The organism is Devosia sp. Root436, assembly GCF_001426345.1.
GTDB lineage: Bacteria > Pseudomonadota > Alphaproteobacteria > Rhizobiales > Devosiaceae > Devosia.
Genome location: NZ_LMEM01000012.1, coordinates 1 through 25,492, shown reverse-complemented (window position 1 = coordinate 25,492; position 25,492 = coordinate 1). Strand labels below are relative to the sequence as shown.

25 protein-coding genes are annotated in these 25,492 nt (G+C 64.2%); 13 read left to right on the top strand and 12 right to left on the bottom strand.

What is annotated here, in order from left to right:
• Window positions 1–15: 15 nt before the first annotated feature.
• Window positions 16–786: a class II glutamine amidotransferase gene (locus ASD04_RS13150; RefSeq protein WP_056257685.1), complete on the bottom strand. Its 771-nt coding sequence runs from the start codon at window positions 784–786 to the stop codon at window positions 16–18.
• Window position 787: 1 nt separating this feature from the next.
• On the bottom strand, window positions 788–1,498 hold the full coding sequence (locus tag ASD04_RS13145) for an aspartate/glutamate racemase family protein (RefSeq protein WP_056257682.1): 711 nt from the start codon (window positions 1,496–1,498) through the stop codon (window positions 788–790).
• Between the two features lie 158 nt (window positions 1,499–1,656).
• Between ASD04_RS13145 and ASD04_RS13140 the strand changes: the two genes are divergently transcribed.
• On the top strand, window positions 1,657–2,121 hold the full coding sequence (locus ASD04_RS13140) for an Lrp/AsnC family transcriptional regulator (protein WP_056258440.1): 465 nt from the start codon (window positions 1,657–1,659) through the stop codon (window positions 2,119–2,121).
• A gap of 97 nt (window positions 2,122–2,218) precedes the next feature.
• On the top strand, window positions 2,219–3,751 hold the full coding sequence (locus tag ASD04_RS13135; RefSeq protein ID WP_082531210.1) for a cache domain-containing protein: 1,533 nt from the start codon (window positions 2,219–2,221) through the stop codon (window positions 3,749–3,751).
• Between the two features lie 135 nt (window positions 3,752–3,886).
• Here the strand turns inward: ASD04_RS13135 and dxs are convergent, their stop codons facing one another.
• The 8 genes from dxs to ASD04_RS13095 form a co-directional block, all read right to left on the bottom strand.
• A complete protein-coding gene (gene dxs, locus ASD04_RS13130) occupies window positions 3,887–5,818 on the bottom strand; it encodes a 1-deoxy-D-xylulose-5-phosphate synthase (protein WP_082531209.1) in 1,932 nt (643 codons plus the stop codon).
• 296 nt (window positions 5,819–6,114) lie between these two features.
• Entirely contained in the window at window positions 6,115–7,725 is a 1,611-nt protein-coding gene (locus tag ASD04_RS19880) for a DUF882 domain-containing protein (protein WP_056257677.1), read from the bottom strand.
• Between the two features lie 372 nt (window positions 7,726–8,097).
• Complete coding sequence (locus ASD04_RS13120; protein ID WP_056257673.1) at window positions 8,098–9,798, bottom strand: L,D-transpeptidase family protein; 1,701 nt, start codon at window positions 9,796–9,798, stop codon at window positions 8,098–8,100.
• A 168-nt stretch (window positions 9,799–9,966) separates the two neighbouring features.
• Entirely contained in the window at window positions 9,967–10,218 is a 252-nt protein-coding gene (locus ASD04_RS13115) for a hypothetical protein (RefSeq protein WP_156461247.1), read from the bottom strand.
• Window positions 10,219–10,328: 110 nt separating this feature from the next.
• A complete protein-coding gene (locus ASD04_RS13110) occupies window positions 10,329–11,129 on the bottom strand; it encodes an ABC-2 family transporter protein (protein ID WP_056257667.1) in 801 nt (266 codons plus the stop codon).
• 3 nt (window positions 11,130–11,132) lie between these two features.
• Window positions 11,133–11,927, bottom strand: a complete 795-nt coding sequence (locus ASD04_RS13105; protein ID WP_056257663.1) for an ABC-2 family transporter protein — start codon at window positions 11,925–11,927, stop codon at window positions 11,133–11,135.
• Window positions 11,924–12,925, bottom strand: a complete 1,002-nt coding sequence (locus ASD04_RS13100) for an ATP-binding cassette domain-containing protein (protein WP_056257660.1) — start codon at window positions 12,923–12,925, stop codon at window positions 11,924–11,926. Before ASD04_RS13100 ends, ASD04_RS13105 begins: the two co-directional genes overlap by 4 nt.
• Window positions 12,926–12,978: 53 nt before the next feature.
• Window positions 12,979–14,463 carry a sigma-54 dependent transcriptional regulator gene (locus tag ASD04_RS13095; RefSeq protein ID WP_056257658.1) on the bottom strand — a complete coding sequence of 495 codons (1,485 nt, stop codon included), beginning with the start codon at window positions 14,461–14,463 and terminating at the stop codon, window positions 12,979–12,981.
• 169 nt (window positions 14,464–14,632) lie between these two features.
• Between ASD04_RS13095 and ASD04_RS13090 the strand changes: the two genes are divergently transcribed.
• From ASD04_RS13090 to ASD04_RS13065, 7 genes are all read left to right on the top strand, one after another.
• The gene (locus ASD04_RS13090) at window positions 14,633–14,815 is read left to right on the top strand and encodes a hypothetical protein (protein ID WP_056257655.1); all 183 of its coding nucleotides are present in this window, start codon (window positions 14,633–14,635) and stop codon (window positions 14,813–14,815) included.
• Between the two features lie 145 nt (window positions 14,816–14,960).
• A complete protein-coding gene (locus ASD04_RS13085) occupies window positions 14,961–15,944 on the top strand; it encodes an ABC transporter substrate-binding protein (protein WP_162245133.1) in 984 nt (327 codons plus the stop codon).
• Between the two features lie 78 nt (window positions 15,945–16,022).
• Entirely contained in the window at window positions 16,023–17,825 is a 1,803-nt protein-coding gene (locus ASD04_RS13080; RefSeq protein ID WP_056257653.1) for a M3 family oligoendopeptidase, read from the top strand.
• A gap of 50 nt (window positions 17,826–17,875) precedes the next feature.
• Window positions 17,876–18,043 (top strand): aa3-type cytochrome c oxidase subunit IV, encoded by a 168-nt coding sequence (locus ASD04_RS19195; protein ID WP_082531207.1) that lies wholly within the window; start codon window positions 17,876–17,878, stop codon window positions 18,041–18,043.
• A gap of 64 nt (window positions 18,044–18,107) precedes the next feature.
• On the top strand, window positions 18,108–19,634 hold the full coding sequence (locus ASD04_RS13075) for a Re/Si-specific NAD(P)(+) transhydrogenase subunit alpha (RefSeq protein ID WP_056257650.1): 1,527 nt from the start codon (window positions 18,108–18,110) through the stop codon (window positions 19,632–19,634).
• The gene (locus tag ASD04_RS13070; RefSeq protein WP_056235726.1) at window positions 19,635–19,997 is read left to right on the top strand and encodes a proton-translocating transhydrogenase family protein; all 363 of its coding nucleotides are present in this window, start codon (window positions 19,635–19,637) and stop codon (window positions 19,995–19,997) included.
• A 7-nt stretch (window positions 19,998–20,004) separates the two neighbouring features.
• Entirely contained in the window at window positions 20,005–21,408 is a 1,404-nt protein-coding gene (locus tag ASD04_RS13065) for an NAD(P)(+) transhydrogenase (Re/Si-specific) subunit beta (RefSeq protein WP_056258429.1), read from the top strand.
• A 56-nt stretch (window positions 21,409–21,464) separates the two neighbouring features.
• Here the strand turns inward: ASD04_RS13065 and ASD04_RS13060 are convergent, their stop codons facing one another.
• Entirely contained in the window at window positions 21,465–21,680 is a 216-nt protein-coding gene (locus ASD04_RS13060) for a SlyX family protein (protein ID WP_056257647.1), read from the bottom strand.
• Between the two features lie 135 nt (window positions 21,681–21,815).
• On the opposite strand from ASD04_RS13060, the gene ASD04_RS13055 reads away from it, so the two are divergent.
• The 3 genes from ASD04_RS13055 (at window position 21,816) to ASD04_RS13045 (ending at window position 24,067) form a co-directional block, all read left to right on the top strand.
• Entirely contained in the window at window positions 21,816–22,358 is a 543-nt protein-coding gene (locus ASD04_RS13055) for a hypothetical protein (RefSeq protein ID WP_056257645.1), read from the top strand.
• A gap of 157 nt (window positions 22,359–22,515) precedes the next feature.
• Window positions 22,516–23,154 (top strand): DsbA family oxidoreductase, encoded by a 639-nt coding sequence (locus ASD04_RS13050; protein ID WP_162245132.1) that lies wholly within the window; start codon window positions 22,516–22,518, stop codon window positions 23,152–23,154.
• Window positions 23,155–23,257: 103 nt separating this feature from the next.
• Complete coding sequence (locus tag ASD04_RS13045) at window positions 23,258–24,067, top strand: alpha/beta hydrolase (protein ID WP_056257644.1); 810 nt, start codon at window positions 23,258–23,260, stop codon at window positions 24,065–24,067.
• Window positions 24,068–24,188: 121 nt separating this feature from the next.
• Here ASD04_RS13045 and rpsU read toward each other — a convergent pair whose 3' ends face one another.
• A complete protein-coding gene (gene rpsU, locus ASD04_RS13040) occupies window positions 24,189–24,461 on the bottom strand; it encodes a 30S ribosomal protein S21 (protein WP_056257641.1) in 273 nt (90 codons plus the stop codon).
• Between the two features lie 234 nt (window positions 24,462–24,695).
• On the opposite strand from rpsU, the gene ASD04_RS13035 reads away from it, so the two are divergent.
• Window positions 24,696–25,382, top strand: a complete 687-nt coding sequence (locus ASD04_RS13035; protein WP_156461245.1) for an alpha/beta fold hydrolase — start codon at window positions 24,696–24,698, stop codon at window positions 25,380–25,382.
• Window positions 25,383–25,492: the final 110 nt, after the last annotated feature.

Here is a 25,492-nt window from a genome sequence, read left to right as displayed (position 1 = left end):
CCCGCGGGACAGGCATCATTCCACGGCGAAATCGTTGAATGCCACCTCGCCGCGGGCGGCGGTCATGACGCTGCCTGGTGGCACTGGCTGCCAGGTGTCGCCAGTGTCGCCGAAGGGTTCGGAGGCGATGGCGATGCCGGCGTCGAGCCGGCGCCAGTAGAGCGAGGGCGGCTGGTTGTCGCTGGCCCAGCGGATGGCGAAAAGGCGTTTGCCATCGGCCAGGATGGCGGTGAAACGCAGGGCCGGCTCAATGGCATTGGCATGCATGACGCGCAGGCAGACGGCCAGCGTCCGCGCGAGAGCGGCGACCGGGTCGGCATCGAGACCATGGCCGAGCGCGGCAAGGAAGATGGCTTCGCTGTCGCCATTGCCGCGGCGGCGGGCATAGAGATCGTCAGGGATCATGGCCTCGACCGAGCGGCGGATGCGATCATAGCCGCCGATCTGGCCATTGTGCATGAACAGGTGCCGCCCGGCGGCAAAGGGGTGGCAATTGGCCATGGAGACTTCGCCCGAGGTGGCCGAGCGCACATGGGCGAGGAACATCGGCGCCTCGACCTGATGGCAGAGCGAGGCGAGATTGGCGTCGGACCAGGCGGGCAGGGTGCCACGATAGACGCCGGGCTCGGGGCGGGCGCCATACCAGCCGACGCCGCAGCCATCGCCATTGACCTGGGTCTTGGCTTCGCGGGCGGCGAGGGACTGGCTGACCAGCGATGAATCCGGCTCGATCAGCAGCGTATCGAGGAAGACAGGCTCCCCGGTGTAAGCCAGGAAGCGGCACATATCAGGCGGCCCGCTCCATGTCGTCGGCAAGGGCAAAGCGCACCGCCGCATCGGCATGGATGGCGGTGGAATCGTAGCCAGGCAGCGGCAGGCCAGCCGGATCGACCAGCAGGGAGATTTCGGTGCAGCCCAGGATGACGGAATCGATGCCCTGGCTGCGGGCCGCCTCGATGATGGCGAGGTAGCGGCCGCGCGAGGCGTCGCGGACCTGGCCCTGGCAGAGTTCGTTGAAGATGACGTCATGCACCACACCGCGATCCTCGCTTGCGGGGGTGACGACTTCGAGGCCATGGCGGGCCATGCGCTCGGTATAGAAGCCGTGTTCCATGGTGTAGCGGGTGGCCAGCAGCAGGGGCTTGCGGCGTCCATCGGCGCGCAGGGTGCGGGCGGTCTCGTCGATGATATCGATCAGCGGCACGCCGCTCATGGCGGCAACCGGCTCGGCGACCAGGTGCATGGTGTTGGTGCAGATGAGCACGCAGGCGGCGCCGGAGCGGGCAAGACCGGCGCCGGCTTCGCCCAGCAGACGCCCGGCCTCGTCCCAGCGACCGGCCTTCTGCAGTTCGACGACGCTGACAAAATCGAGCGAGCGCATGGCGATCTCGGCGGAGTGGAGCCCGCCGCACTGACGGCGAACCGCCTCGTTGATGAGCCGATAATAAGTGGCGGTGGATTCCCAGCTCATGCCGCCGATGAGGCCGATGGTCTTCATGGATATGCTCCTGCTGGCGACCAGTGTGCTGCAGGTCGCGTGCAAGCGGCATGCGAAGTTGGGTTTGGAGCGGAATCGAAGTGCAGGCCAAACGGCGTTTATGGCCACAATTGCGCGGAAAGATTGCGTAGACGCAAAAAATCATGCAGAAATGGCCCATGCTTGATGAGCGCGACCGCAAAATTCTCGACCTGATGCAGGCCAATGGCGAACTGGCGGTGAACGACATTGCCGACGCGGTGGCCCTATCGGCTTCGGCCTGTTCGCGGCGGATCGCCCGGCTGCGCGAGGAGGGTTATATTGCCCGCAGCGTAGCCGTGCTGGATCGCCGGAAGGCGGGGCTGCCGACGACGGTCTTCGTCATCGTGCGGACGGGCAAGCACGAGGCGGGGTGGCTGGAGGATTTCCATGCGGCGGTGAGCACCATCCCCGAAATCGTCGAGGTTCATCGGCTGACCGGGAACTTCGACTATATCCTCAAGCTGGTGCTGCCCAATGTGGAGCATTACGACGTGATCTATCGTCAACTGGTGGGCCGGGTCGAGCTGTTCGACATGTCGGCCTATATCTCGATGGAGACGGTGAAGCTGGCGACGGGCGTGCCGACGAAATACATCGAATAGGGGGCAACTGGTCGAGGGGGCGAGACGTTGCTAGCATTGCAGGAGACGAGCCGGTCTCCGGCCATTGGGGGAGGCCGAACTGGTGAAGAGACCTAGCATGCGAAGAACCGTGTCGGCTATTCCTGCGGCTATCGGGCTCATGCTGGTCTTTCTGGCGCTGTTTGCGGCTATTTTCGGCTATTTCCTCGTCATCGGCATCAGGCAGACCGAAGAGCGGCTGGTGGAACGCTCGAGCGCCGCATCGCAGGTGGTATCGACCAATGCCTTCTGGATCGCGGAGCTGGCGCAGCAAACCCTGCGGCGCGTCGATGCGGCGCTGGGACCGACCATGTCGGGCAATGCCGACGACCTGGGACCGGTGCTCGAAGGGCTGCCGCTGCTGACCGAGGTCTACATCATCGACGCCCAGGCCAATACGATCTATGCGACGGTGCCCGGCGCCAACAATGTTTCGGTCGCAGACCGCGACTATTTCATCGCCGTGAAGGCGGGTGCGCCTTTCTACACCTCGCCACTGCTGGTCAGCCGGCTCACCGGCGACCGCATTTTCGTGTTCAGCAAGCGGGTGCAGCGCGATGGGGCCTTTGCCGGCGCGATCATGGTGTCGTTCCCCGAATCGCTGCTCGAGGAGCTGTGGCGGAATCTCGATTTCGAAAACACCTCGACCATCAGCCTGGTGCGCGACGATGGCCAACTCATCGCCCGGTATCCGCCATCCGAGGAGCCGATGGACCTGAGCGGGTTGCCGCTTTTTACCCAATATCTGCCCGATGCCGAGGTGGGAACCTACAATTCGGGCAGCTCGCCCGTCGACGGCATCGCCCGTACCGTCAGCTATCGCCGGGTGCCGGGCACCGATATCATCGCGCTGGCCTCGGTGGGCTCGTCGCAGGTCTGGGCCGGCTTCAACGGCGCGGTGACGGCCGTGTTCATCATCGTCTCGCCGATCATCCTGGGGCTGGTGCTGGGCTGCGCCTGGATCGTGCGGCTGCTCTATCGCGACGCGGCACAGGCGCGGGCGCTGCACGCATCGGTGGAAGCCAATACGATGCTGTTTCGCGAAATCCACCACCGGGTGAAGAACAACCTGCAATCGGTGCAGTCGCTGGTGCGGATGCAGGATATTCCGCAGGCGGCCAAGCTCGACCTGCAAAGCCGGTTCGCGGCGATGGCGGCGATGCACCAGCATATCTACCAACACGATCGCTATGCCGATATCGATGCGCATGAATTCATCCCCGCGGTGGTCGAGGAGGTCATGGTGGCCTATGGCGCGAATGCGGTGGTGGACTATGACGTCGACCACATTCCGGTGGACCGGGACCACGCGACCCCGCTGGCGCTGCTGTTGAGCGAATTGGTGACCAATGCCTGCAAATACGCCTTCGCCGAAGACCAGCCGGGAACGGTGACCATAGTTCTGGCCGAGGGCAAGAATGGCCGGGCGACGCTCACGGTGAGCGACAATGGTCAGGGAATCGACCCGGATCGCACGACCGGCGGCAGCATGGGCATGCGGCTCATCAAGGGCGTCGTGGCGCAAATGGATGGGACGTATGAATTCCGCAGCGCGGGCGGGACGGTATTTGAAGCGGATATCGCGCTGTCGACGGAGGCGAGGAACGGGTGAGGGGTGTATCTGCTACAAGGGCGAAGAACCCCACCGCACGTCGCCCCCGGGGCTTGACCCGAGGGTGACGATCCGGGGCGGGGCGATCGAGGGGGTAGTGCCGCAGGTCCGCGGCAAGGACAGACGATACTCGACCTAGCTGATCACGCCCAGGGCCTTGGCCATGGCGGCTTCGTCATAGCCGAGGGTGGTGAGGGCCGTGGCGACGATGCCCGCGCGGTCGAGCCCGGCTTCGGCATACATGTCGGCCTGGCTGGCATGTTCGACGAAGTGGTCCGGGATCATCAGCGGGCGGAAGCGCAGCTTGCCATCGAGCAGGCCATTGCTGGCGAGGAAGGTGGCGACGTGGCTGCCGAAGCCGCCAATGGCGCCTTCCTCGGTGGTGAGCAGCACGTCATGGGTTGAAGCCAGTCTGGCGATCAGCTCCTCATCGAGCGGCTTCAAAAAGCGGGCATCGGCCACGGTGGGGTTAAGGCCCAGGGCGGCCAGTTTGTCGGCGGCGGCGAGCACTTCGCCCAGGCGCGTGCCGTAGCTGAGGATGGCGATGGTGGCGCCCTGCCTGACGATGCGGCCCTTGCCGATGGCGAGCTTTTCGCCGCGGGCGGGCATGTCGACGCCCATGCCATCGCCGCGCGGATAGCGGAAGGCGATGGGGCCGTTGTCATAGGCAGCGGCGGTGGCCACCATGTGGCGCAATTCGGCCTCGTCGGCGGCGGCCATCTGCACGATGCCGGGGATAGCGCCGAGATAGGCGGCGTCGTAATTGCCGGCATGGGTGGGGCCGTCGGCGCCGACATAACCGGCGCGATCGATGGCGAAGCGCACCGGCAGATGCTGGATGGCCACGTCATGCACGACCTGGTCATAGGCGCGCTGCAGGAAGGTGGAATAGATGGCGCAGAAGGGGCGCATGCCCTCGCTGGCGAGGCCGGCCGCGAAGGTCACGGCGTGCTGTTCGGCAATGCCGACATCGAAGATGCGGCTGGGGTGGATTTCGGCGAATTTGTCGAGGCCGGTGCCCGAGGGCATGGCGGCGGTGATGGCGACGATGCGCGGATCGTCATTGGCTTCGGCGATCAGGCTCTCGGCAAAGACCGAGGTGTAGGAGGGCGCGTTGGAGGCGGGTTTGGCCTGGGCGCCGGTGATGACGTTGAATTTGGACACGCCATGATACTTGTCGGCGGAATGCTCGGCGGGAGCATAGCCCTTGCCCTTCTGGGTGACCAGATGGACCAGGATCGGCCCTTCGGCGGCGTCGCGGACATTGTCGAGGATGGGGAGCAGATTTTCCAGGTCATGCCCATCGACGGGGCCGACATAGTAGAAGCCGAGCTCCTCGAACAGCGTACCGCCGGTGAAGAAAGACCGGGCGAATTCCTCGGTTTTTCTCGCTGGTTCGTAGAGGAATGTGGGGAGCTTGCTCACGACATTCCTGGCCGCTTCCCGCGTGCCGCGGTAGACCGGGCCGGAAACGAGGCGGGCAAGATACGTGCGCAGCGCGCCAGTGGGGGGCGCGATCGACATGTCGTTGTCGTTGAGCACGACGATGAGGCGGGCATCCATGGCGCCAGCATTGTTCATGGCCTCATAGGCCATGCCGGCCGACATGGCGCCATCGCCGATGACGGCAACGACATTGCGCGGCTTGTCCTGCAACTGGCTGGCGACGGCCATGCCGAGGCCGGCGGAAATCGAGGTGGAGGAATGGCCGGCGCCGAAGGGGTCATATTCGCTTTCGGCGCGGCGGGTGAAACCGGACAGTCCATCCTTCTGGCGCAGGGTGCGAATGCGGTCGCGGCGGCCGGTGAGGATCTTGTGCGGATAGGCCTGGTGGCCGACATCCCAGATGATGCGGTCATGCGGGGTATCGAAGACGGCATGCAGTGCCACGGTCAATTCGACCACGCCGAGGCCGGCGCCCAGATGGCCGCCGGTGACCGAGACGGCATCGATCATCTCGGCACGCAGCTCGTCGGCCAGTTGCCGAAGGTTCTCGCGCGGCATGGCGCGCAGGTCGGCCGGGGACTGGATAGTATCGAGCAGGGGCGTGGAGGGCTTGTCGGCCAAGCGGGCGATCCTTTGCCAAAAACGGCTTTGACTTGAATTCTTTAGGCCTCGGGGCGGTGCTTTGCAACAATACCACCTGCGCCGAATTGCGGCAGGGGTGTGCTAGGGGCGCAAGGGGACTGAATTGAGGCGGGCGCGCTTCGGGCCTATCGCCATCCTGCCCTGTGGGGCAGGTCGTTTGGATGGCCTTCGCTGAAGAACCCCCTCCCCAGCTTTGCTACGGCCCTTTGGGCCTAGCGGCGCTACCCTCCCCTCAAGGGGGAGGGTGGGCTAGAGCCCATAACTTGGGGAGTAGGCTAGTTCGAGGCCAGCGCGACGGGCGTGGCGGTGACGAAGCGGGTGTGCGACAGGCCCTTGGGGACATCGCCGACGCCCATGACGGTGACATAGCGGCCCATTTCGGCGGTGGGGTCGAAGTCGGCTTCGTCGTGATCCCAGATGACGGCGAAGTGGGACGAGGTCATGACCGCGGGGGTGATGAAGACCTCGGCGATATGTTCGAGATCGGGCGCGATCAGGTCGGGATTGCGCATGGCGCCGGGGGCCGGGCGTTTGGCGATGTGTTCGGCCAAAGCGGCGGCGACGGGTTCATCCTGCTGGGCGGCGCCGAAGGTGCCGCTGAACAGGCCCGCCAGGGCGTTGATCGGCTGGCCGCCGAGCGAGGCGGTACGCAGGCCGGTAGCTGATGTCAGCGGCGGCAGGATGGGCAGGCGCGTGGTCGGCGATGGCGGAGTGGTGGCCGTGGTCTCGCGCTGGATGATCATTTCGAGCGCGCGCTGGGCCTCGGGATCCTGCGGGGCGGACGGCAGGTAGGCGGTCATGGTCGCGGGCTGATCGGTCATGATGAGGCGGGGCTGCGGCACCGGGGCGGTCAAGGCTGCGAGAGCGGTAACGGCGTCGGTGGCCGGCAAGGCGGTAGCGGTGGCCAGTTGCAGGGTCTGCGACTTCATCGCCGGCATCGGGGCCACCAGGGCGGTGGTCAGTTCGGATGGATCGAGTGGGGCGCTGCCGGTGGTCGAGAAGGGAATGGCGGCGGGCGCGGACGCGACGTCGACCGGGGCGGCTATGCCACCCAGGGAGGCGGGGCGCAAAACGGGCATGGGCGCAACCTGCGGGGTTGCGGGTTGCGGCGCGACCGAGGCGACCTGGACCGGGGCCGCGGCTGCGGCAGAAGCCGGCTGACCGTTGTCGCCGCCGAAGAACAGATCCATCAGCGTGCGGCCGCTGCCGCCGCTTTCGGCGACCTGGGTGCCGCCCGACGACCCGTTGCAGGGATAGGCGTGGCACTTCTTCCATTCGGCCAGGGCGACCTGGTAGCCGGCCTGCGACAGCGGCTTGCCGTCGGTGGGCAGGTGCATGGTCTTGCCGTCGGGGAAGATTTCCTGGAGCTGCGCCTTGGTCATGCGCGGCCAGGCCCGGACGGAGCCGACATCGAGGTGGACGAAGGGACTGCCCGAGGTGGGGTAGTAGCCGACGCCGCCGACCTGCTTGCGCATGGCGGTGGCGCGCAGCTTGCTGAGCGAAATGCCGGGGATGAAGAAATCCATGGCGGTGCCGCGCATATGCTGGGAATTATCGGCGACGCCGGACGACTTGGCAGCCAGCATGGCATTGGTGGCTGGGGAGCGGTAAGCGGAAACCACATTGATCGGCTGGCTGGCGCCGACTTCCTGGTAAACTTCCCAGACCAGGTCGAACAGGCGGGGGTCCATCTTGGTGGGCTCGTTGCGGCGCCAGTCGCGCAGGAACTGGTTAAGCTCGTTGAGGCCCGACTGGACATATTGCCCATTGCGCTTGAAGACGATGCGGGCCGTCTCCTTGGTATGGGTATAATAGAGGTAGAGCGCGCGCTCGGTGGCGGCGGCCGCCGGCACGATAGCCTGCGGCAGGATGACGATAATGCTCATAAGGGCAGCTGCGAAAAGCCGCACGATATGGTGCCGTATCAAAAGGTAAGTCCCCGTCACGCCAAACTCTGCCCGGTAATTGCCAGTTGTCGTCGGACGTTAGCGCGAAAAATCGTCGAATTGATTAACGCTAACGAGATCACAACCACACAGAGCCGGACCCCTCACAAGGCGATTATTACGGGCAAAAGCGGGCGCAACCAAGGCGAAATTGTAAACGGGGGGTTAAGGGCTCCCACCTCTCCCTTGGGGGAGAGGTCGGCGCGAAGCGCCGGGTGAGGGGGCCTTTACTGGGTGAGGTGCGTGGGGAAGGCCCCCTCACCCGACCCGAAGACGGGTCGACCTCTCCCCCGAAGGGAGAGGTGAAGACGCTCAGGGCGACAACTCGTTAACAACCGGTTCAGCGTCGGCGACGATTTCGGGAGCGAGTTCGGGCTGGTCGAGGCCCATCGCCGCGATCAGCCTGGCGTTGTGGCCATAGACGTCGCCGAAGGAGCGCAGTGAGCCATCAGAATCGACGCGGATGGTGAAATAGGTGATGTGGACCGGAATCTGGTGTTCCGGGTTCACCCAGCGCTCGGAGGGGCCGAACATGGCTTCGAGCGAGGCGCGGCTGATATTGGGCTCATTGGCCATCAGCGCATCGGCAAACTCCATCGGGTTCTGCACCCGCACGCAGCCATGGCTGTAGGCGCGGAAGGCGCGGGCAAACAGCGACTTGGACGGCGTGTCGTGGAGATAGACGTCGTGCTTGTTGGGGAAGAGGAACTTGATCTGCCCCAGGGCATTGCCCGGACCGGGGCGCTGGCGCACGCGGAACGGGAAATTCGAGGTCGAAACCTGGCTCCAGTCGACCTGCCAGGGGCTGACCGGCGTGCCGTTGTAGAGCAGGTCCATATTCTGGTTTTCGACATAGCCCGGGTTGCGCAGGACGGCCGGCGCCACCTCGCCCTTGATGATGGAGCTGGGCACGTTCCAATAGGGGTTCACCACGATGTGGCGGATATTGTCCGAGAAAATCGGCGTCTGATTCTTGGTGGTGCCGACGACGACGCGGGTAGTGTATTCCTCGACGCCGTCTCTGACGATGGCCAGGCGGAATTCGGGGATGTTGACCAGGACGTTGAACTGGCCCAGCTCGCGCGGCATCCAGCGCCAGCGTTCCATATTGGCCAGGATATCGGCGCGGGTGACGGGCACGCCGCCATTGAGGGCGGCGAGCGTTGCCGGACCCATGACGCCATCGACGTCGAGATCGAGCGTGCCCTGGAAGGCCTTCATGGCATCGACCAGCACATCGTCATAGACCAGGCCATCGGTGGCCGGCACGCCAAGGCGGGTGCGCAGCAGGGGAACGCGCGGATCGCTCATCCCCGGACGCAGCGTCGGGCCTTCGGCGATGGGCGTGGGGCGATCGAGACTGGTTTCGTCGAAGCTGGCAAGGGCCGCCTTGAGGGCCAGGAATTCGGGATGAACAGGCTCCAGCGCGGCGAGCACGGCAACCGGATCGGGGCTGGAGGCCAGTTCGACCAGCAGCGACGCGGTGTCGAGCGGCTTGGGCGCGATATCGAGATTTTCGCTGACCGATTGCGGCCTGATGCGGCCATTGTAGATATGGCTGGCATAGCGCAAGGCGGCAGTGGAGAAGGCGGTTTCGAGCGCCGCCATCTTGATGGGGTCGCCCTGGGCGCCGGCTGGATCGAGATCAGGCGTCAGGTAATCGGATGGGCGCAGACCCTCGCTGGCGGCGCTTTCGAACAGCTTCAGAATCTTGCGGGCGGGTTCGGAGAACACCACTTCGCCATTGGCGGCCTCGTCGAGCCAGATGGGTTCGAAATGACGGCTGCCATAGAAGAAATAGAGCTTCTGGGCCTCGGTATAGGTCGCGCTGTCCCTGGAGGCGCTGTAATAGACCGCGCTCAGGCCGGACTTGATGGTCTGGGCCAACGGCGTCTGAGGCGGCGCGATGATCACCGGGCCGGCAGCCAGGGCCGCAATATCCTGCGCCGCGGCGGGCCACGCACCCCCGATACCGGCAAGGGCGGCGACCAGGCAGACCACGATCTTGTTCATCTGAGCTCCATGCACGGCAACGCTGTGACGGCCACTCCACCTTGGTCTTGCACCAGACTCGGCGGGGCCGCTCCGCACGAAAACTCAATACTCTGCAAACCTTAACGGGTGCAATCGCTCGCAAAGTTGTGAGCGTATTTTGTGGTGCCGGTGCAACGCCCCAAGCGGTCAGAAAAAGCGTGAGCGCCTGATGGTCAGCCAGGGAAGCATGCGGAACGGCCGTTCGCGATAGACGACGGTCACGCCCTGCGCGCCGGGCTCCGAACGGGGCACGCCGACAACGGCGATGCGGGTTTCATCGCTCCTGACCGAATTGCCGACACGATAGGCGATGCGCACCACAAGCGTCTCGTGCTCGTGTTCAAGCTCGACCTGCTTGTGCAACTCCTGGTCGATCCTGAACTGATAGCTGGATTTCATGGTGCCCCCACCCGAATGGCCCGCAAGATGAGTCAGCCCGTCGGCGGCCACAATTGGGACAAGTCCCATGCGGGGCGCTACGCCTGCGGCGTGTTTCCTGGTTTTTCCTATCAGCCGCCTGCGCCTTGATAGCGGTTCAGGGCATAGCGCCAGTGGATGATGGCGATGAATACAAGGCAGGGGCCGGCCAGCAGGGTAACGGGCGCGGCGAGGTCGCCGAGCAGGGGGACGGGTTTGCCCAGCAGTACCGCCACGGGGACCGAGCTGATGTAGCCCAGCGGCACGATGGTCAACATCACCACCTGCAGACCGGTGGGGAAGATGCCGAGGGGATAGCGGGTCAGTTCCCAGAAGCCGAAGAAGATCGAGAAGAGATGATTGGAGCGCACCCAGATCAGGGCCGTGGCGCCGATCATGGTCATCAGGGCGCCGGTGACCATGGTCGCGCTCAACAGGCTGAAGATGAAAAATAGCGCAGTGCCGACCGACCACTCCACCTGCGCAGCCAGGAGTGCCCAGACGAGGACCGGGATGGCCAGGATGATGTGTCCGACATAGCCGATGTTGAGACCCGAAAAGATCAGATAGGCCCAGGTGTTGACGGGCTTGGTCAGGAGCGTGTCGATGGCGCCGAGACGCACCAGTTCCTCAAGCTCGCGCAGCTGGGTGAAACTCATCGAGGCACCCAGGGAATAGGCGAGGAGCTGGAAGGAAAACAGCAGCGCAAGCTCGGGCCAGTTCCAGCCGCCGAGCTGATGGAACTTCTGCAGAAGGATCCACAGAATGAGCAGCACGGCGCCGTAGGAGATGATCTGGGCCAGCCGATCGAGCCAGAAGGCGCCGCGATATTCCATCTGCGACTTGACATGCATCCGGATCAGCAGCGGCAGAATGGCGAGGCGGTTCCGCATCGATCAGCCTCCCTGCACGGTGATGCGGGAGGACGCACGCCGCCAGAGCAGTGCCAGGGCCAGCGCGAGCAGGGCCGCCCAGGCCAGGCCGAGGCCGAAATGGAGCAGGGTTCCGCCGACATCCAGCTGGCCCAGCCACACCGCGGACGGGTAGTAAACCAGCCAGGCGAGCGGCTGGTGGCTGGCAATTGTGCCGAACGGCTCGGGGAAGAACCAGAATGGCACCAGCAGGCCGGACAGCAGGGTGATCAGGCTCTGCAGCAGCCATTCCAGCGAAAAGATGGTCATCAGCCAGAAGGCCAGCACGCCGAATATGGCCGCGCAGAGGAAGTGGATGGTGAAGCCCAGCAGGCAGAAGGGAAGGAACATGACGCCGTGGAACAGGCTGGCCGGCGGCAGCATGCCGTAAACCGACGCCACGACGATGATAGTCGGCACGACGGCAAGCAGGAAGGTGTAGAGCGACATGCCGGCCTCGACCGCCAGCAGGTAGAGCGGATAGTGGACCGGCTTGAGCAGCCATATGGCGACATCGCCGGTCTTGAGGGCCTTGCCCACCTGATGGACGATGCGCTCGTAGCGCGTGGTCCCCATGACCACGCCGCCCAGCAGGGCATAGGTGATCATATCCTTGATGCCGATACCGTCCACCGCTGTAACGCCGGCATAGACGGCCAGCCAGATGGCGACGCGGGCAAAGACCTGCACCAGCTTGCCGAAGATGTTGGCCCAGACCTCGTTGCGATAGGCCAGGCTGGTGAGAAAGCCGCTGCGGGCGAAGGCGGCATAGGCCATCATGGCGCGACCGGGGCGGCGTTGCGCCGCTGGTAGAAGGTGCGGATGACCTCCTCGATATCGGGCTCGTGCAGGGCGACATCCTTGAGGCCGCGATCGCTGCCGACTTCGCCCAGGATTTGCACCAGCGATACGTCCTCGCGCTCGAGCAGGTAGTGCTTGCGCAAGCCTTCGTCGGCGGTCAGCGTAGCGCTATCCAGGGCCATGGGCCCCGGATCGGCGGAAAATTCGAGGGTCAGCCGGCGGGCCGAGCCGAGCGCGGCGCGCAGGCGGCCCAGTTCGCCGTCGAAGATCAGCCGGCTGTGATCGACCATGATGAGGCGCGGACAGATGGTCTCGATATCCTGCAGGTCATGGGTGGTGAGGATGATGGTGACACCACGCTCGCGGTTGATCTCGGCGAGGAATTTGCGCACCGCATCCTTGGCGACAACGTCCAGGCCGATGGTGGGTTCGTCGAGGAACAGGATTTTGGGATCGTGCAGCAGCGACATGACGATCTCGGCGCGCATGCGCTGGCCCAGGCTGAGCTGGCGCACGGCGCGGTCGAGGAACGGCGTCAGGTCGAGCAGGGCGCTGAACCGCTTGAGGTTGTCGGCGTAGCGGGCCTGGGGAATGTCGTAGATGCGCTGATGCAGGGTGAAGCTGTCGATGACAGGCAAATCCCACCAGAGCTGGCTGCGCTGGCCGAAGACGACGCCGATCTGGCGGGCATTGGCCATGCGCTGCTCGTGCGGCGTGCGGCCGAGCACAGAAAGTGTGCCGGCTGACGGCACCAGGATACCGGTCATCATCTTGATCATGGTGGATTTGCCGGCACCATTGGGGCCGAGATACCCTACCGCCTCGCCGGCGGCGATGTCGAAGCTGATATCGGAGACGGCGGTGACTTCGGTATATTCGGAGGTCACCAACGTCTTGAAGGCGCCCAGGAGACCAGGAAACCGCTTGTGTTGCCGGAAGCGCTTGGAAACGCCCCGTGCCTCGATCAACGCTGTCATGAAAGGCTCCTACCCCCGGAAGGGGAGAGTAGCCGATTCGTCATGAATGCCGATCAGGCGGCGTCGTTGATCAGCTCTTCGGCGAGGCCATATTCGTGCAGCTTGCGGTAGAGCGTGGAGCGGCCGATCTTCAGCGCCCTGGCGACGCGCGACATGCGGCCGCCATGATGGGCGATGGCGAAGACGATGGCGGCGCGCTCGATCTCGGCGAGGGCGGCCACTTCCCCGGATGTGTCGAGGAAGCGGTCCGGTGCCGAAGGTTGCTCCGTGGCAGCGCGCTGGCGGGCCGGGGCGGTGTCGATATGGGTGGGTGCGGATGGCACCGGAACCTGCTCGATGGCCCGGATGGCGCTGTCGCGACCGGCCGACTGGGCGACGATCTGCGGGAAATCCACCGATTCGAGGAAGGCGCCGTCGGTCAGGACGATGGCGCGATAGACGGCGTTTTCAAGCTGGCGGACATTGCCGGGCCAATCATAGGCCATCAGCAGATCCAGGGCGGCGGGCGATATCCCGAGCACGCGCTTGCCGGCTTCGGCCGAGAAGCGGGCGATGAACATGGCGACCAGTTCGGCCACGTCTTCCATGCGCTCGCGCAAAGGCGGCACGTAGATGGGGAAGACATTGAGGCGGTAGTAGAGGTCCTCGCGGAATTCGCCCGTCTTGGCCAGGTTGAGCAGGCGGCGATTGGTGGCGGAGATGACGCGGACATTGACGCGTTCGGGTTTCGACGCACCGACGGGCTCGATCTCGCCTTCCTGCAGGGCGCGGAGGAGCTTTACCTGGGTGTCGAGCGGTAGTTCGCCGACCTCGTCGAGGAACAGGGTGCCGTTATGGGCCTCGGCGAATTTGCCCGGCTGGTCGGCCACGGCGCCGGTAAAGGCACCCTTCTTGTGCCCGAAGAGGACGGATTCGACGAGATTGGGCGGGATGGCGCCGCAATTGACGGTGACGAAGGGCTTGCCGGCGCGATCGCCTGAGCCCTGGATGATGCGGGCGATCAGCTCCTTGCCGACCCCGGTCTCGCCTTCGATCAGCACCGGAATGGTCGATTTGCCGGCTTTGCCGCATAGCGCCAGCACGCGGGCCATGGCGGGGGCCTTGGCGATCATGTCGCTGACGGCGAATGTGCCGGCCTTGCGGGCGCGTTCGGAGCGGATAGCGGCTTCGAGCGCATCGAGCTTCATGGCATTGCGCAGGGAGATGATGAGACGTTCGGGCGCGACGGGCTTGACGAAATAGTCGGCGGCGCCGTTGCGCATGGCCGAGATGACGGTTTCGAGCGAGGCATTGGCGGTCTGGATGATGACCGGGGTGGTGAGGCCCTCGCGGCGCATGGCGTCCATCACGCCCATACCGTCGAGATCGGGCATGACCAGATCGAGGATCATGGCGCCGATATTGCGATCCTCGCGCAGGATGGAGAGCGCCTGTTCGCCACCGGTGGCGGTCAGCGGCTTGAAACCGGCGCGGTTGGCAACCTCGGCCGTGAGGCGCAACTGAACCGGATCATCATCCACTACCAGAACACGCGTCATCCCAGCTCCAGTCTTTTTGGTGCGGCATCGAATCGTGTGCCGTTTTGGGAAGAGCATGCGCGGGGGGTGTTAAGGGGGGATTAATCATAGGGAAATCCGCAAGAAGCGGTAGGATGGGGAACCCGGGCGGAGGAGTCTGGGTTTCAGAGGGCAAAGGAGGACCCTGCCTATGGAGCATCGCGCCTATACGGGACTGGAATTCATGGAGGGCTTTTCGCTGCTGGCGGGGGCATTGTGGATCATCGGGGCGCTGCTGGTCGGCGGGCTGGTGATGATGGGCAATGGACGGCTGGCAAACGCTGCCCCGGCAGCCGACCAGGCGCCGGCCGTGGAGGCGTCGGCGACGCAATAGGCCGGCGACAGGTTTAGGGGAGGCCGCGCCGGACAGCGCGGTCTCCCGGCGATTTGGCGTCGATATAACTTGATAATCTGTGTCATATTAGATATCGGCATCGACAGCGGGCTGGAGGGCAGCGCCGCTGTTGATGGAGAATTCGATGTCATTGCTTCGCGGTATGACCGTGCTGATCGCCATGCTGGGGGGCGTGGGCAGCGTGTTTGCCCAGGAGTTTCCGCAGGTCTTCGAGCACCGTTTCGGCTCAACCACGCTGGAAACCAGACCGGAACGGGTCGTCACCCTCACATTCAGCGGGCAGGATCATTACCTGGCGTTGGGCGTGAAGCCGGTCGGAACGCGCGACTGGTACGGCGATTTCCCCTATGCTGCCTGGCCATGGGCGCAGGAAGTGCTGGGCGACGGCCAGCCGGTGCTGTTCAAGGATATCTCCTATGAACAGATTGCGGCGCTGGAACCCGACGTCATCGAGGGCATCGGTTCGGGGATGACCGAGGAGCAGTATGTCGAACTGTCCAAGATCGCGCCGACCATAGCGGCGGAAGCGCAATATACCGACTACAGCACGCCCTGGGCCGTGCGGGCGCGTACTGTTGGCCGCATTGTCGGGGAGGCAGACAGAGCCGATGCCATTGTTTCGGCACTGGAACAGCGCTTTACCGATGTGGCGGCCAGCCATCCCGACTGGGCCGGGATGGAAGCGGCGGTGGCGTTCAATGTCACCGAGTTCGGCGTCTATCACTCTATCGACACGCGGGCACAAATTCTCGGCCAGCTCGGTTTCAAGACGCCGGCTGCGATCGATGCGACGGGCGAGCCCGACGCGTTCTGGGTGCCACTATCGGAAGAACAGATGGCGCTGCTGGATACCGACCTGGTGGTGTGGATCGTCGGCGCGGGCGACCCGGCGAGAATCGCCGGCATGCCCATGCGCGACCATCTGGACGCGGCCGCGCAGGGCCGCGAAGTGGTGGCGGACTTCCTGCTTTCGGGCGCGTTCTCCTTCGCGACGCCATTGAGCCTCAACTACATGCTGGACCGGCTGGTGCCACTGATCGAAGTGGCAGTGGATGGCGATCCTTCGACCGTGGTCGAAACCTCGGCCGCAGCCGGTCTGCTGGACTGACGAAATGAGAGGATCGTCCTTCACAGGGCGATCCTGTCTGGCTAAGGTCCGCCGCACTTGACCAGCCGGAGACATGCCATGACCGCCGCCGCACAGAAGGGCCACAACGAATTCGGGGCGCTCCCGGTATGGGATCTTTCGGACCTTTATCCCGGCAAGGACAGCCCCCAATTCAAAGCGGGGCTGGAGGAAGCCAAGGCGCTGGCGAGCAAATTCGAGGCCGACTACAAGGGCAAGCTGGTGGCGCTGACCAAGGCCGGGCAACTGGTCGAGGCGATCAAGGACAGCGAAAAGCTGGGCGATCTCAGCGGCCGCATCGGTTCGTTCGCATTCCTGCAATATGCGCAGAAATCGACCGATCCGGACCGCGCCAAGTTCATGGGCGATACCAATGAGGCGCTGACCAACCTCTCGACCAAGGTATTGTTCTTCGAGCTGGAGCTGAACCGGATCGAGGATGAAGACCTCGAAGCCGCCTTCGCCAGGGATGCCGAGCTGGCGCGCTATCGCACCTGGTTTGCCGAACTGCGCAAGGCCAAGCCATACCAGCTCGACGACAAGCTGGAGGAACTGTTCCACGACAAGTCGGTCACCGCCTATTCGGCGTGGAACCGGCTGTTCGACGAGACGCTGTCGAGCCTGCAATTCGAGGTGGATGGCGAGACGCTCAACATGGAATCGACGCTGCACCTGCTCAGCGAAAAGGACGAGAAGAAGCGCGAAAGCGCGTTCAAGGCGCTGGGCAAGACGCTGGCGGCCAATAGCCGCCTGTTCACGCACATCACCAATGTCCTGGCCAAGGACAAGGAAATCTCGGACCGCTGGCGCGGCTATGAAGATATTGCCGATTCCAGGCATATGGCCAATTCGGTGGAGCGCGAGGTGGTCGATGCGCTGCAAAAGGCGGTCGAGGACGCCTACCCGCGGCTCAGCCACCGCTACTACAAGATGAAGGCCAAGTGGTTCGGCAAGGACCGGCTCAATGCCTGGGACCGCAATGCACCGCTGCCGACCAGCGACGAGCGGACCTGGGACTGGGATACAGCAGTCTCGACGGTGATGGAGGCCTATGGCAAGTTCTCGCCCAAGCTGGCGGAGGTCGCCGCGCCGTTCTTCAATTCGGGCTGGATCGATGCGCCCACCGGAGACGGCAAGCTATCGGGCGCCTTTGCCCATCCGACGGTGCCGAGTGCGCATCCCTATCTCATGCTCAACTATCTCGGGCGTTCGCGCGATATCATGACGCTGGCGCATGAGCTGGGCCATGGCGTGCATCAGCGGCTGGCGGCGGACCAGGGCCCGATCCTCAGCAATACGCCGCTGACACTGGCCGAGACGGCGAGCGTGTTCGGGGAAATGCTGACCTTCCGGCACCTGCTCAACACCACCACCGACCCCAGGCAGCGCTTTGCACTGCTGTCTTCCAAGGTGGAAGACATGCTCAATACGGTGGTGCGGCAGATCGCCTTCTATACGTTCGAACGCCGGGTCCATACGGCGCGCCGGCAGGGGGAGCTCAGGACCGAGGAAATCAACCGGATCTGGCTCGATGTGCAGAAGGAATCCCTGGGCGATGCCATCATCGCCAATGAGGGCTACGACATCTTCTGGGCCTACATTCCCCACTTCATCCATTCGCCTTTCTATGTCTATGCCTATGCCTTCGGCGATTGCCTTGTGAACTCGCTCTACGCACAGTATGAGAAGTCCAGCGAGGGCTTTGCGGAGCGCTATTTCGAGCTGCTCAAGGCCGGGGGGAGCAAGCACCATTCCGAGTTGCTGGCGCCCTTCGGGCTGGACGCCAAGGACCCGCAATTCTGGTCGCTGGGCCTGTCGATGATCGAAGGGCTGATCGACGAGCTGGAAGCGACTTCGCCTTAAGTCGACTTTCGGCGATAAGACTTTGAGATAACTGGACTGAAGAGGACGATATGGCCACTAAGCACCGCCCCGAACACCACGCCGAGCTGCAGTTGGAATCGCCGATGGACTACGCCCAGCACGAAGCCACCTACAATGGCTTCCTCACCGCTATCAAATGGTCGATCATCGGCCTGGCGGTGACCGCCATCATCCTCTACTTCCTCGTCAAACCCTGACGCAAACACGCATTCAGGCACTTGAATCGAGCCTGTCCGTCGGGCAGGCGGGCAGGAGACTTTCATGAAAATTGCGATCGTCCGCGAACGCTTCGAGGGAGAGAACCGCGTTGCGGCGACCCCGGAAACGGTGGGCAAGCTGATTGCGCTGGGTGCCAGCGTTGCGGTGGAAAAAGGCGCGGGCCTCGGCTCGCGTATTCTCGACAAGGACTATACGGCGGCTGGCGCGACCATCGCGGCCAGCGCCGATGCGACGCTCAAGGGCGCCGATGTGGTGCTGACGGTTCGCCGCCCCACCGCGGCCTCGCTGGGTGGCGTGGCCAAGGGCGCGCTGGTGATCGGCGCGCTCGATCCCTACGGCAATGACAAGGATGTGGCGGCCCTCGCCAAGGCGGGCGTCACCGCGGTTTCCATGGAGTTCATGCCGCGCATCACCCGCGCGCAGGTGATGGATATCCTCTCCTCGCAGGCCAATCTCGCCGGCTACCAGGGCGTCGTCGAAGCGGCGGCCGAATTCGACCGTGCGCTGCCGATGATGATGACGGCGGCCGGCACGGTGCGGCCGGCAAAGGCGTTCGTGATGGGTGCCGGCGTAGCGGGCTTGCAGGCCATCGCCACCGCCAAGCGCCTTGGTGCCGTGGTATCGGCGACCGACGTGCGGCCGGCGGCCAAGGAGCAGGTCGAGTCACTGGGCGGCAAGTTCATTGCCGTCGAGGACGAGGAATTCAAGCAGGCGGAAACCGCCGGCGGCTATGCCAAGCAGATGAGCGCGGCATACCAGGCCAAGCAGGCCGAACTAACCGCTACCCATATCGCCAAGCAGGATATCGTTATCACCACCGCGCTGATCCCGGGGCGCCCGGCGCCGCGGCTGATCACCAAGGCGATGGTCGAATCTATGGCGCCGGGTTCGGTGATCGTCGACCTGGCGGCCGAGCGCGGCGGCAATGTCGAGCTGACGGTGCCGGGCAAGGTCGTCGAGCATAACGGCGTCAAGATCATCGGCTATACCAATATGCAGGGCCGCATCCCGACCACGGCCAGCCAGCTCTATGCGCGTAACCTGCTGGCCTTCCTCACCACCCTGATCGATGCCAAGGAAAAGAGGCTCGCCATCAACTGGGATGACGAACTGGTCAAGGCGACGGTGCTGACGCGCGACGGCAAGGTGGTGCATCCGAACTTTGCGGCGCCTGCTCCGGCAGAAGCTAAGCCGGCCGCGGCGGCCAAGGCCGCGCCCAAGGCACAGGCCAAGACTGTCGAAGCCAAGGCTGCTCCGGCCAAGACCGGCGCCAGTACCAAGGCAGCGCCTGCCAAGAAGCCGGCGGCCAAAAAGCCCGTGGTGGCGGCCATGGCCGACGCGACGAAGGAGGCCGCTCCGGGCGTGGCGCAGTCTGTTCCTGCCGCTGCCGAAGCGGCGGCGCCGGCCAAGCGCGCCGCTACCAGGAAGGCGGCTGCCGTGATCGATGCCACTGCTGCGGTTCCTGCTGCTGCCAAGGCGCCTGCCGCCCGGAAGCCGGCGGCGCCAAAACCGGCGGCCACCAAGAAACCCGCCGCCAAGAAGCCGGCAGCACCCAAGGGAGCCAAGTAAATGGAAGCAACGGCAGAACAGACCGCCGATGTGATCGGCGCGGTGGCCCATGCGGCCATCGGTGGCGCCATCGACCCCTTCACCTTCCGCCTCGCCATTTTCGTGCTGGCGATCTTCGTGGGCTATTTCGTGGTGTGGTCGGTGACCCCGGCGCTGCATACCCCGCTGATGAGCGTCACCAACGCGATCTCCTCGGTGATCGTGGTGGGGGCACTGCTCGCGGTGGGCGTGCAACTGGCGGCCGATGCCAACTGGGTCAGCAAGGTGTTCGGCTTCATCGCGCTGGTCTTTGCCAGCGTCAACATATTCGGCGGGTTCCTCGTCACCCAGCGCATGCTGGCCATGTACAAGAAGAAGGGTTGATCCGATGATTTCTGCAGATATTGCAGCCCTTCTCTATCTCGTCTCGGGCGTGCTGTTCATCCTGGCACTGCGCGGGTTGTCGAGCCCGAGCTCGTCGCGCCGGGGCAACACCTTCGGCATGGTGGGCATGGGCATCGCCATCCTCACCACTCTGGCCGTGGCAGCGCCGAGCGACTGGATCAGCTGGGCATTGATCGTCGGCGGCATCGGCGTTGGCGGCGGCATCGGCGCCTATATGGCCCGTACCGTCAAGATGACCGACATGCCCCAGTTGGTGGCCGCGTTCCACTCACTGGTGGGCCTTGCGGCCGTATTCGTGGCGGCAGCGGCGCTCTATGCGCCGGAAGCTTTCGGCATCGGCATTCCGGGCGATATCCATGCGCAGGCGCTGGTCGAAATGTCGATCGGCGTGGCCATCGGCGCCTTCACCTTCACCGGTTCGGTCATCGCCTTTGCCAAGCTCAACGGCAATATGAGCGGCAAGCCGATCATATTGCCGGCGCGCCATGCCATCCATATCGTGATGGGCGTGGCCATCGTGCTGCTGGTCTGGGCCTTCACCACGTCCGCAGAGCCTTGGTTGTTCTGGGCCATCACCATCCTGGCCCTCGTGCTGGGCGGGCTGATGATCATCCCGATCGGCGGCGCGGACATGCCGGTCGTGGTGTCCATGCTCAACTCCTATTCGGGCTGGGCGGCGGCGGGCATCGGCTTCACGCTGGGCAATACGGCGCTGATCATCACCGGCGCATTGGTGGGCAGCTCGGGCGCGATCCTGAGCTACATCATGTGCAAGGCGATGAATCGTAGCTTCATCTCGGTGATCCTGGGTGGGTTCGGCGGCGACAGCGGTGCTTCGAGCGCCGCGGCGGAAGACGACCGTCCGGTCAAGCAGGGTGCAGCCGAAGACGCGGCGTTCCTGATGAAGAATGCCGGCAAGGTCATCATCGTGCCGGGCTATGGCATGGCTGTGGCACAGGCGCAGCACGCTTTGCGCGAAATGGCCGACCTGCTGAAGAAGGAAGGCGTAACGGTCAAATACGCCATCCATCCGGTGGCCGGCCGCATGCCGGGGCATATGAACGTGCTCTTGGCCGAGGCCAATGTGCCCTATGACGAAGTGTTCGAGCTGGAGGATATCAATTCCGAATTCGCCCAGTCCGACGTGGCCTTCGTCATCGGCGCCAACGACGTGACCAACCCCTCGGCCAAGACCGACAAGACCTCGCCGATCTACGGCATGCCGGTGCTGAACGTCGAAGACGCCGGCACGGTGCTGTTCATCAAGCGCGGCATGGCGGCCGGCTATGCGGGTGTGCAGAACGAGTTGTTCTACCGGGACAATACGATGATGCTGTTTGGCGACGCCAAGAAGATGACCGAGGATATCGTCAAGGCGCTCGGGCACTGAGGCTGGAGAATGGAAAGGCCCGCTTCGGCGGGCCTTTGTTTTGGTGGGGTATCCGCTCAATAATGCGGTGGCGGTGGTTCCGTCGCCGGGTCGGCGATATGGACGCCTGAGCGCACCTGTTCTTCGACCGTGTCGAGCTTGCGGGTCAGCAGGTCGATCTGGCGCCATTGCGCAGTGATGGTGGTGTTCAGCTCTTCGATGGTCTGATCCTGGAAGGCGATACGGGTTTCCAGGGCTTCGATTCGGGCGGCCAGATCGGGCATTATGGGCATGACGGGCTCCATTTTTGGTCGGTTCTAGCGCAAGGCGGCGGCAAAGCACAGCGTCCCGCTTGTTGACGTAAACGGAACCCTTTTGCCGTTTGCGCTGTTGCTCTGGCAGGCAATGACAAGAACGGGAGCCAGAAAATGGCGACCATTTCGGCGGTTTCAAAATCTGCTTTTTCGGTTTTCGACGTGGATCGGCACGATGGGCTCGGCCTGGTGCTGAGCGCCGCGCTGCCGCTGGCCGTATTCGTCATCGCCAATGGCGTGGCCGAGATCAATGGCATGCTGCCGCTGTTCTTTTCGCCGCTCAGCCTGCCGGGCTGGGTGGGTGCGGCGCTGCATCTGGGCGCCTTGCCGCTGTTTGGCGCGGCGCGCTGGATGGTGGCGGGGCGCGGCGATGCCGGACGGCGCGCCGGCTGGTGGATCGTGGCGCTAATGGCCGGGACGATCGCCTTCCCCTTCGTGGTGGCGCCGCTCGATTCCCTGCTGCTGAGCCTTGTGGCGCTTGCCCTGCTCGTGGTCGGGCTGGGCGCCATGGCGCGGGCCGGCACGGTCTATCCCAAGGCGGCGATGGTAATGGCGCCGGGCATGGCCTGGATGGGGTTCAGCGCCTTTGTCGGCCTGAGCTTTGCCGCTGGCTGGTCGCCGCCCTTTGCGGTAACCAACAGCCAGGGCGGGGCCTAAAGCACGACGCGCTTTAGGCTTTCGTTTTCGGCATGTCTTTGTCCCAAAACCGGAGCCACTTTTGGGAGACATGCCCTAGTTACCTCGACGTGCGTCCTTGCGGGCCGGGCGTTTCCACGCCATGTCAGGGGCAAGACAATTGCCCAAGGACTTTGGCATGACCAAATTGCTCAAGATCGACGTGTTCACCGATGTCGTGTGCCCGTGGTGCCTGGTGGGGTCGGCGCGGCTCGATAAGGCTCTCGCCGAGCTGCCCGATGACGTGGAGGTGGTGGTGGAAAACCATCCCTTCTATCTCGATCCCAATACGCCTGCCGAAGGCGTTGTGGTGGCCGACATGCTGCGCGAAAAATATGGCAAGGAGCCCAGCGAGATGTGGGCTCGCGTCGAGGGCGAGGCCAGGAAGGCCGGGGTGGAGCTCGATCTCAGCCGGCAGCCGCGCATGTTCCCGACCAAGAAGGCGCATACGATTACCCGGCTGGCCAAGCCCCTGGGCATCCAGCACGAGTTGGCCAATGCCATCGCCAATGCCTATTTCCTCGAACACCGCCAGATCAACGACGACAACGTGCTGGCCGATATCGCGGCCGAGTTCGGGTTCGACCGCGGCGACGCCATCGATGCGATGAACGACGAGAACGAGTTGGCGATTACCGAACAGCTGGCCAACGATGCGGCAGCGCAGGGTATTCGCGGCGTGCCGTTCTTCGTGTTCGGCGAGAAATATGCGCTGTCCGGCGCGCAGCCGGACGAGGTGTTCGAACGGGCGCTGGCGCAGACGATCGGGGAGCTCTGATCGGTTTCATTACCCACGCCATCATTCCCGCTTTCGCGGGAATGACGCGGCGGATGGAGATGTGGTGTAGTCTCACCTCGAATCCCCTGCCGAGGTCAGTCCCGTGAAGCTCCTGCGTCGTGTTCTGCTTGCCCTTGTCGTCCTCGTGGCCTTCGCCTATGCCGGGGCGGTCGGCTACATGTATTTCAACCAGCGCGCGCTGCAATATGATGCGCAGGGCGAGGTGACCGCTCTGGCCGACACGGCGTTGAGCGGGGCCGAGGATATTGCCGTGCCGTCGGGCGATGGGGTGGTCAATGGTTGGTATCAGGCGCCGCGCGCCGGCAAACCTGTCATCGTCTACTACAAGGGCAATTCGGGCAGTTTCACCAAGGAACATGAGCGCTACGAGCAGTTCGTGGCCGATGGCTATGGCTTCGTGGCCTTCGACTATCGCGGCTTTCCCGCCTCGCCGGGGGTGATCAGCCAGCAGGGCATCCTGGACGACGCCACCACCATGTTCGACTGGGCGGCGGCCAAGGGCTTTCCGCTGGTGATCTGGGGCCGCTCGCTGGGTTCGGGGCCGAGCACCTATGTCGCCAGCGTGCGCGATGCCGAGGCGCTGCTGCTCGAAACGCCGTTCCTGTCCGCGGTGACAGTGGCGTGGGAACGCTATCCTTTCCTGCCGGTGGGGCTGGTGATGCAGGACCAGTTTCCGGTGAATGAATGGATCGTCGATGTGAGCGAGCCGGTGCTGGTGGCGCATGGCACTGGCGATGTGACCATCGATGTCAGCAATGGTGAACGGCTCTACCAGCTCGTGCCCAACAAGGATGAATTGTGGATCGAACCGGGGGCCGGGCATAGCGATCTGTGGGATCGCGGGATCTGGAGCCATGCCGAGCCGTTCTTCGAGCGGGCCATGGCGGACTGACGAAATTGGTTAGCAGACTGTTAGCATTGACGCTTGGCTCGCGTGAATCCACTGAGCCTATAAGCTAAACAAAAACGCCGCCCCGAAGGACGGCGTTTTCGAAACTGATGGCAGCCGGCGCTCAGGTGCGCGGAGTAGCGGCTGCAGGACGACCGGGCTGGCCGGGACGCGCGGTCGGCGTCGGAGCGGGCAGGCCGCCTTCGCGCTGGGCGCGCTTGCGAGCCAGCTTGCGGGCGCGACGAACGGCCTCGGCCTTCTGGCGAGCCTTCTTCTCAGAGGGCTTCTCGTAGTAATTGCGCAGCTTCATCTCGCGGAAGACGCCTTCGCGCTGCAGCTTTTTCTTGAGCGCGCGCAGCGCCTGGTCAACATTGTTATCGCGAACGACTACTTGCAAAGGTCAACCGCCCTTTCGAAGCTTAGACATGTGGGTTTGGATGAGAGCGCCGGAGCCAAAAAACACCGTCGCCGACCAGCAGAGCCAGTCACCGTGGGCCGCTCTATAGCCCAGCGCCGTAGGCTTGTCCACTGTGCCGATGAGAAAAACCGCGGATTTGGCCGGTGCGGCCTTGCCCTCGGGCGTGCCGGGCGAAACAGTCGCGCTCGATGATTTTGCCGCCGGGAGATGAGAATGACAAGCGAGCTGGTGCTGTTGCCGGGGCTGATCTGCGACGCGCGGCTGTGGCGCGACGTGATAACTGGGCTCACCGCGCGATGCTCGGTGGCCGACCTGACGCAGGACGACTCGATCGCAGCCATGGCGGCGCGCGCGCTGGCCGCGGCGCCGGCCCGATTCGCGCTGGCCGGGCTCTCCATGGGCGGCTATGTGGCGCTGGAGATCATGCGGCAGGCGCCCGAGCGGGTGACGCATCTGGCGCTGCTCGATACCTCGGCGCGGGCCGATGACGAAGCGCGCCGGGAGACGCGGCGCAAGGGTATCGAGATGGTGGGGCAGGGCAAGTTCATCGGCGTGTCGCGCGGATTGCTGGGGAGCCTGATCGCGCCGCAGCATATGGGAACCGAGGTGGCGAGGGACGTGCAGGCCATGTCCGAGCGCGTGGGCCAGGCGGCCTATGTCCGGCAGCAGGTGGCGATCATGGGGCGCGTGGATTCGCGGCCGGGCCTTGGCGCGATCAAGGTGCCGGTGCTGGTGGGCGTGGGCGAGATGGACAAGATGACGCCGCCGGAACTGGCCGAGGAGATGGCGGCCGGGATTGCGGGTGCGGAACTGGTGCGGTTTGCCGACAGTGCGCATTTGCCGACGATGGAGAATCCGAGGGCGGTGGTGGCGGCGATGGTGAGGTGGCTGGGAAGGTAGGGGCGGTTGTGCCACGCCCTCGTGGTTCGAGGCTCGTGAAGAACTCGCACCTCACCATGAGCAACCATTAAGTGATGCGGTCCATGGCTTGTCTCTTTGCAGGACCGTGT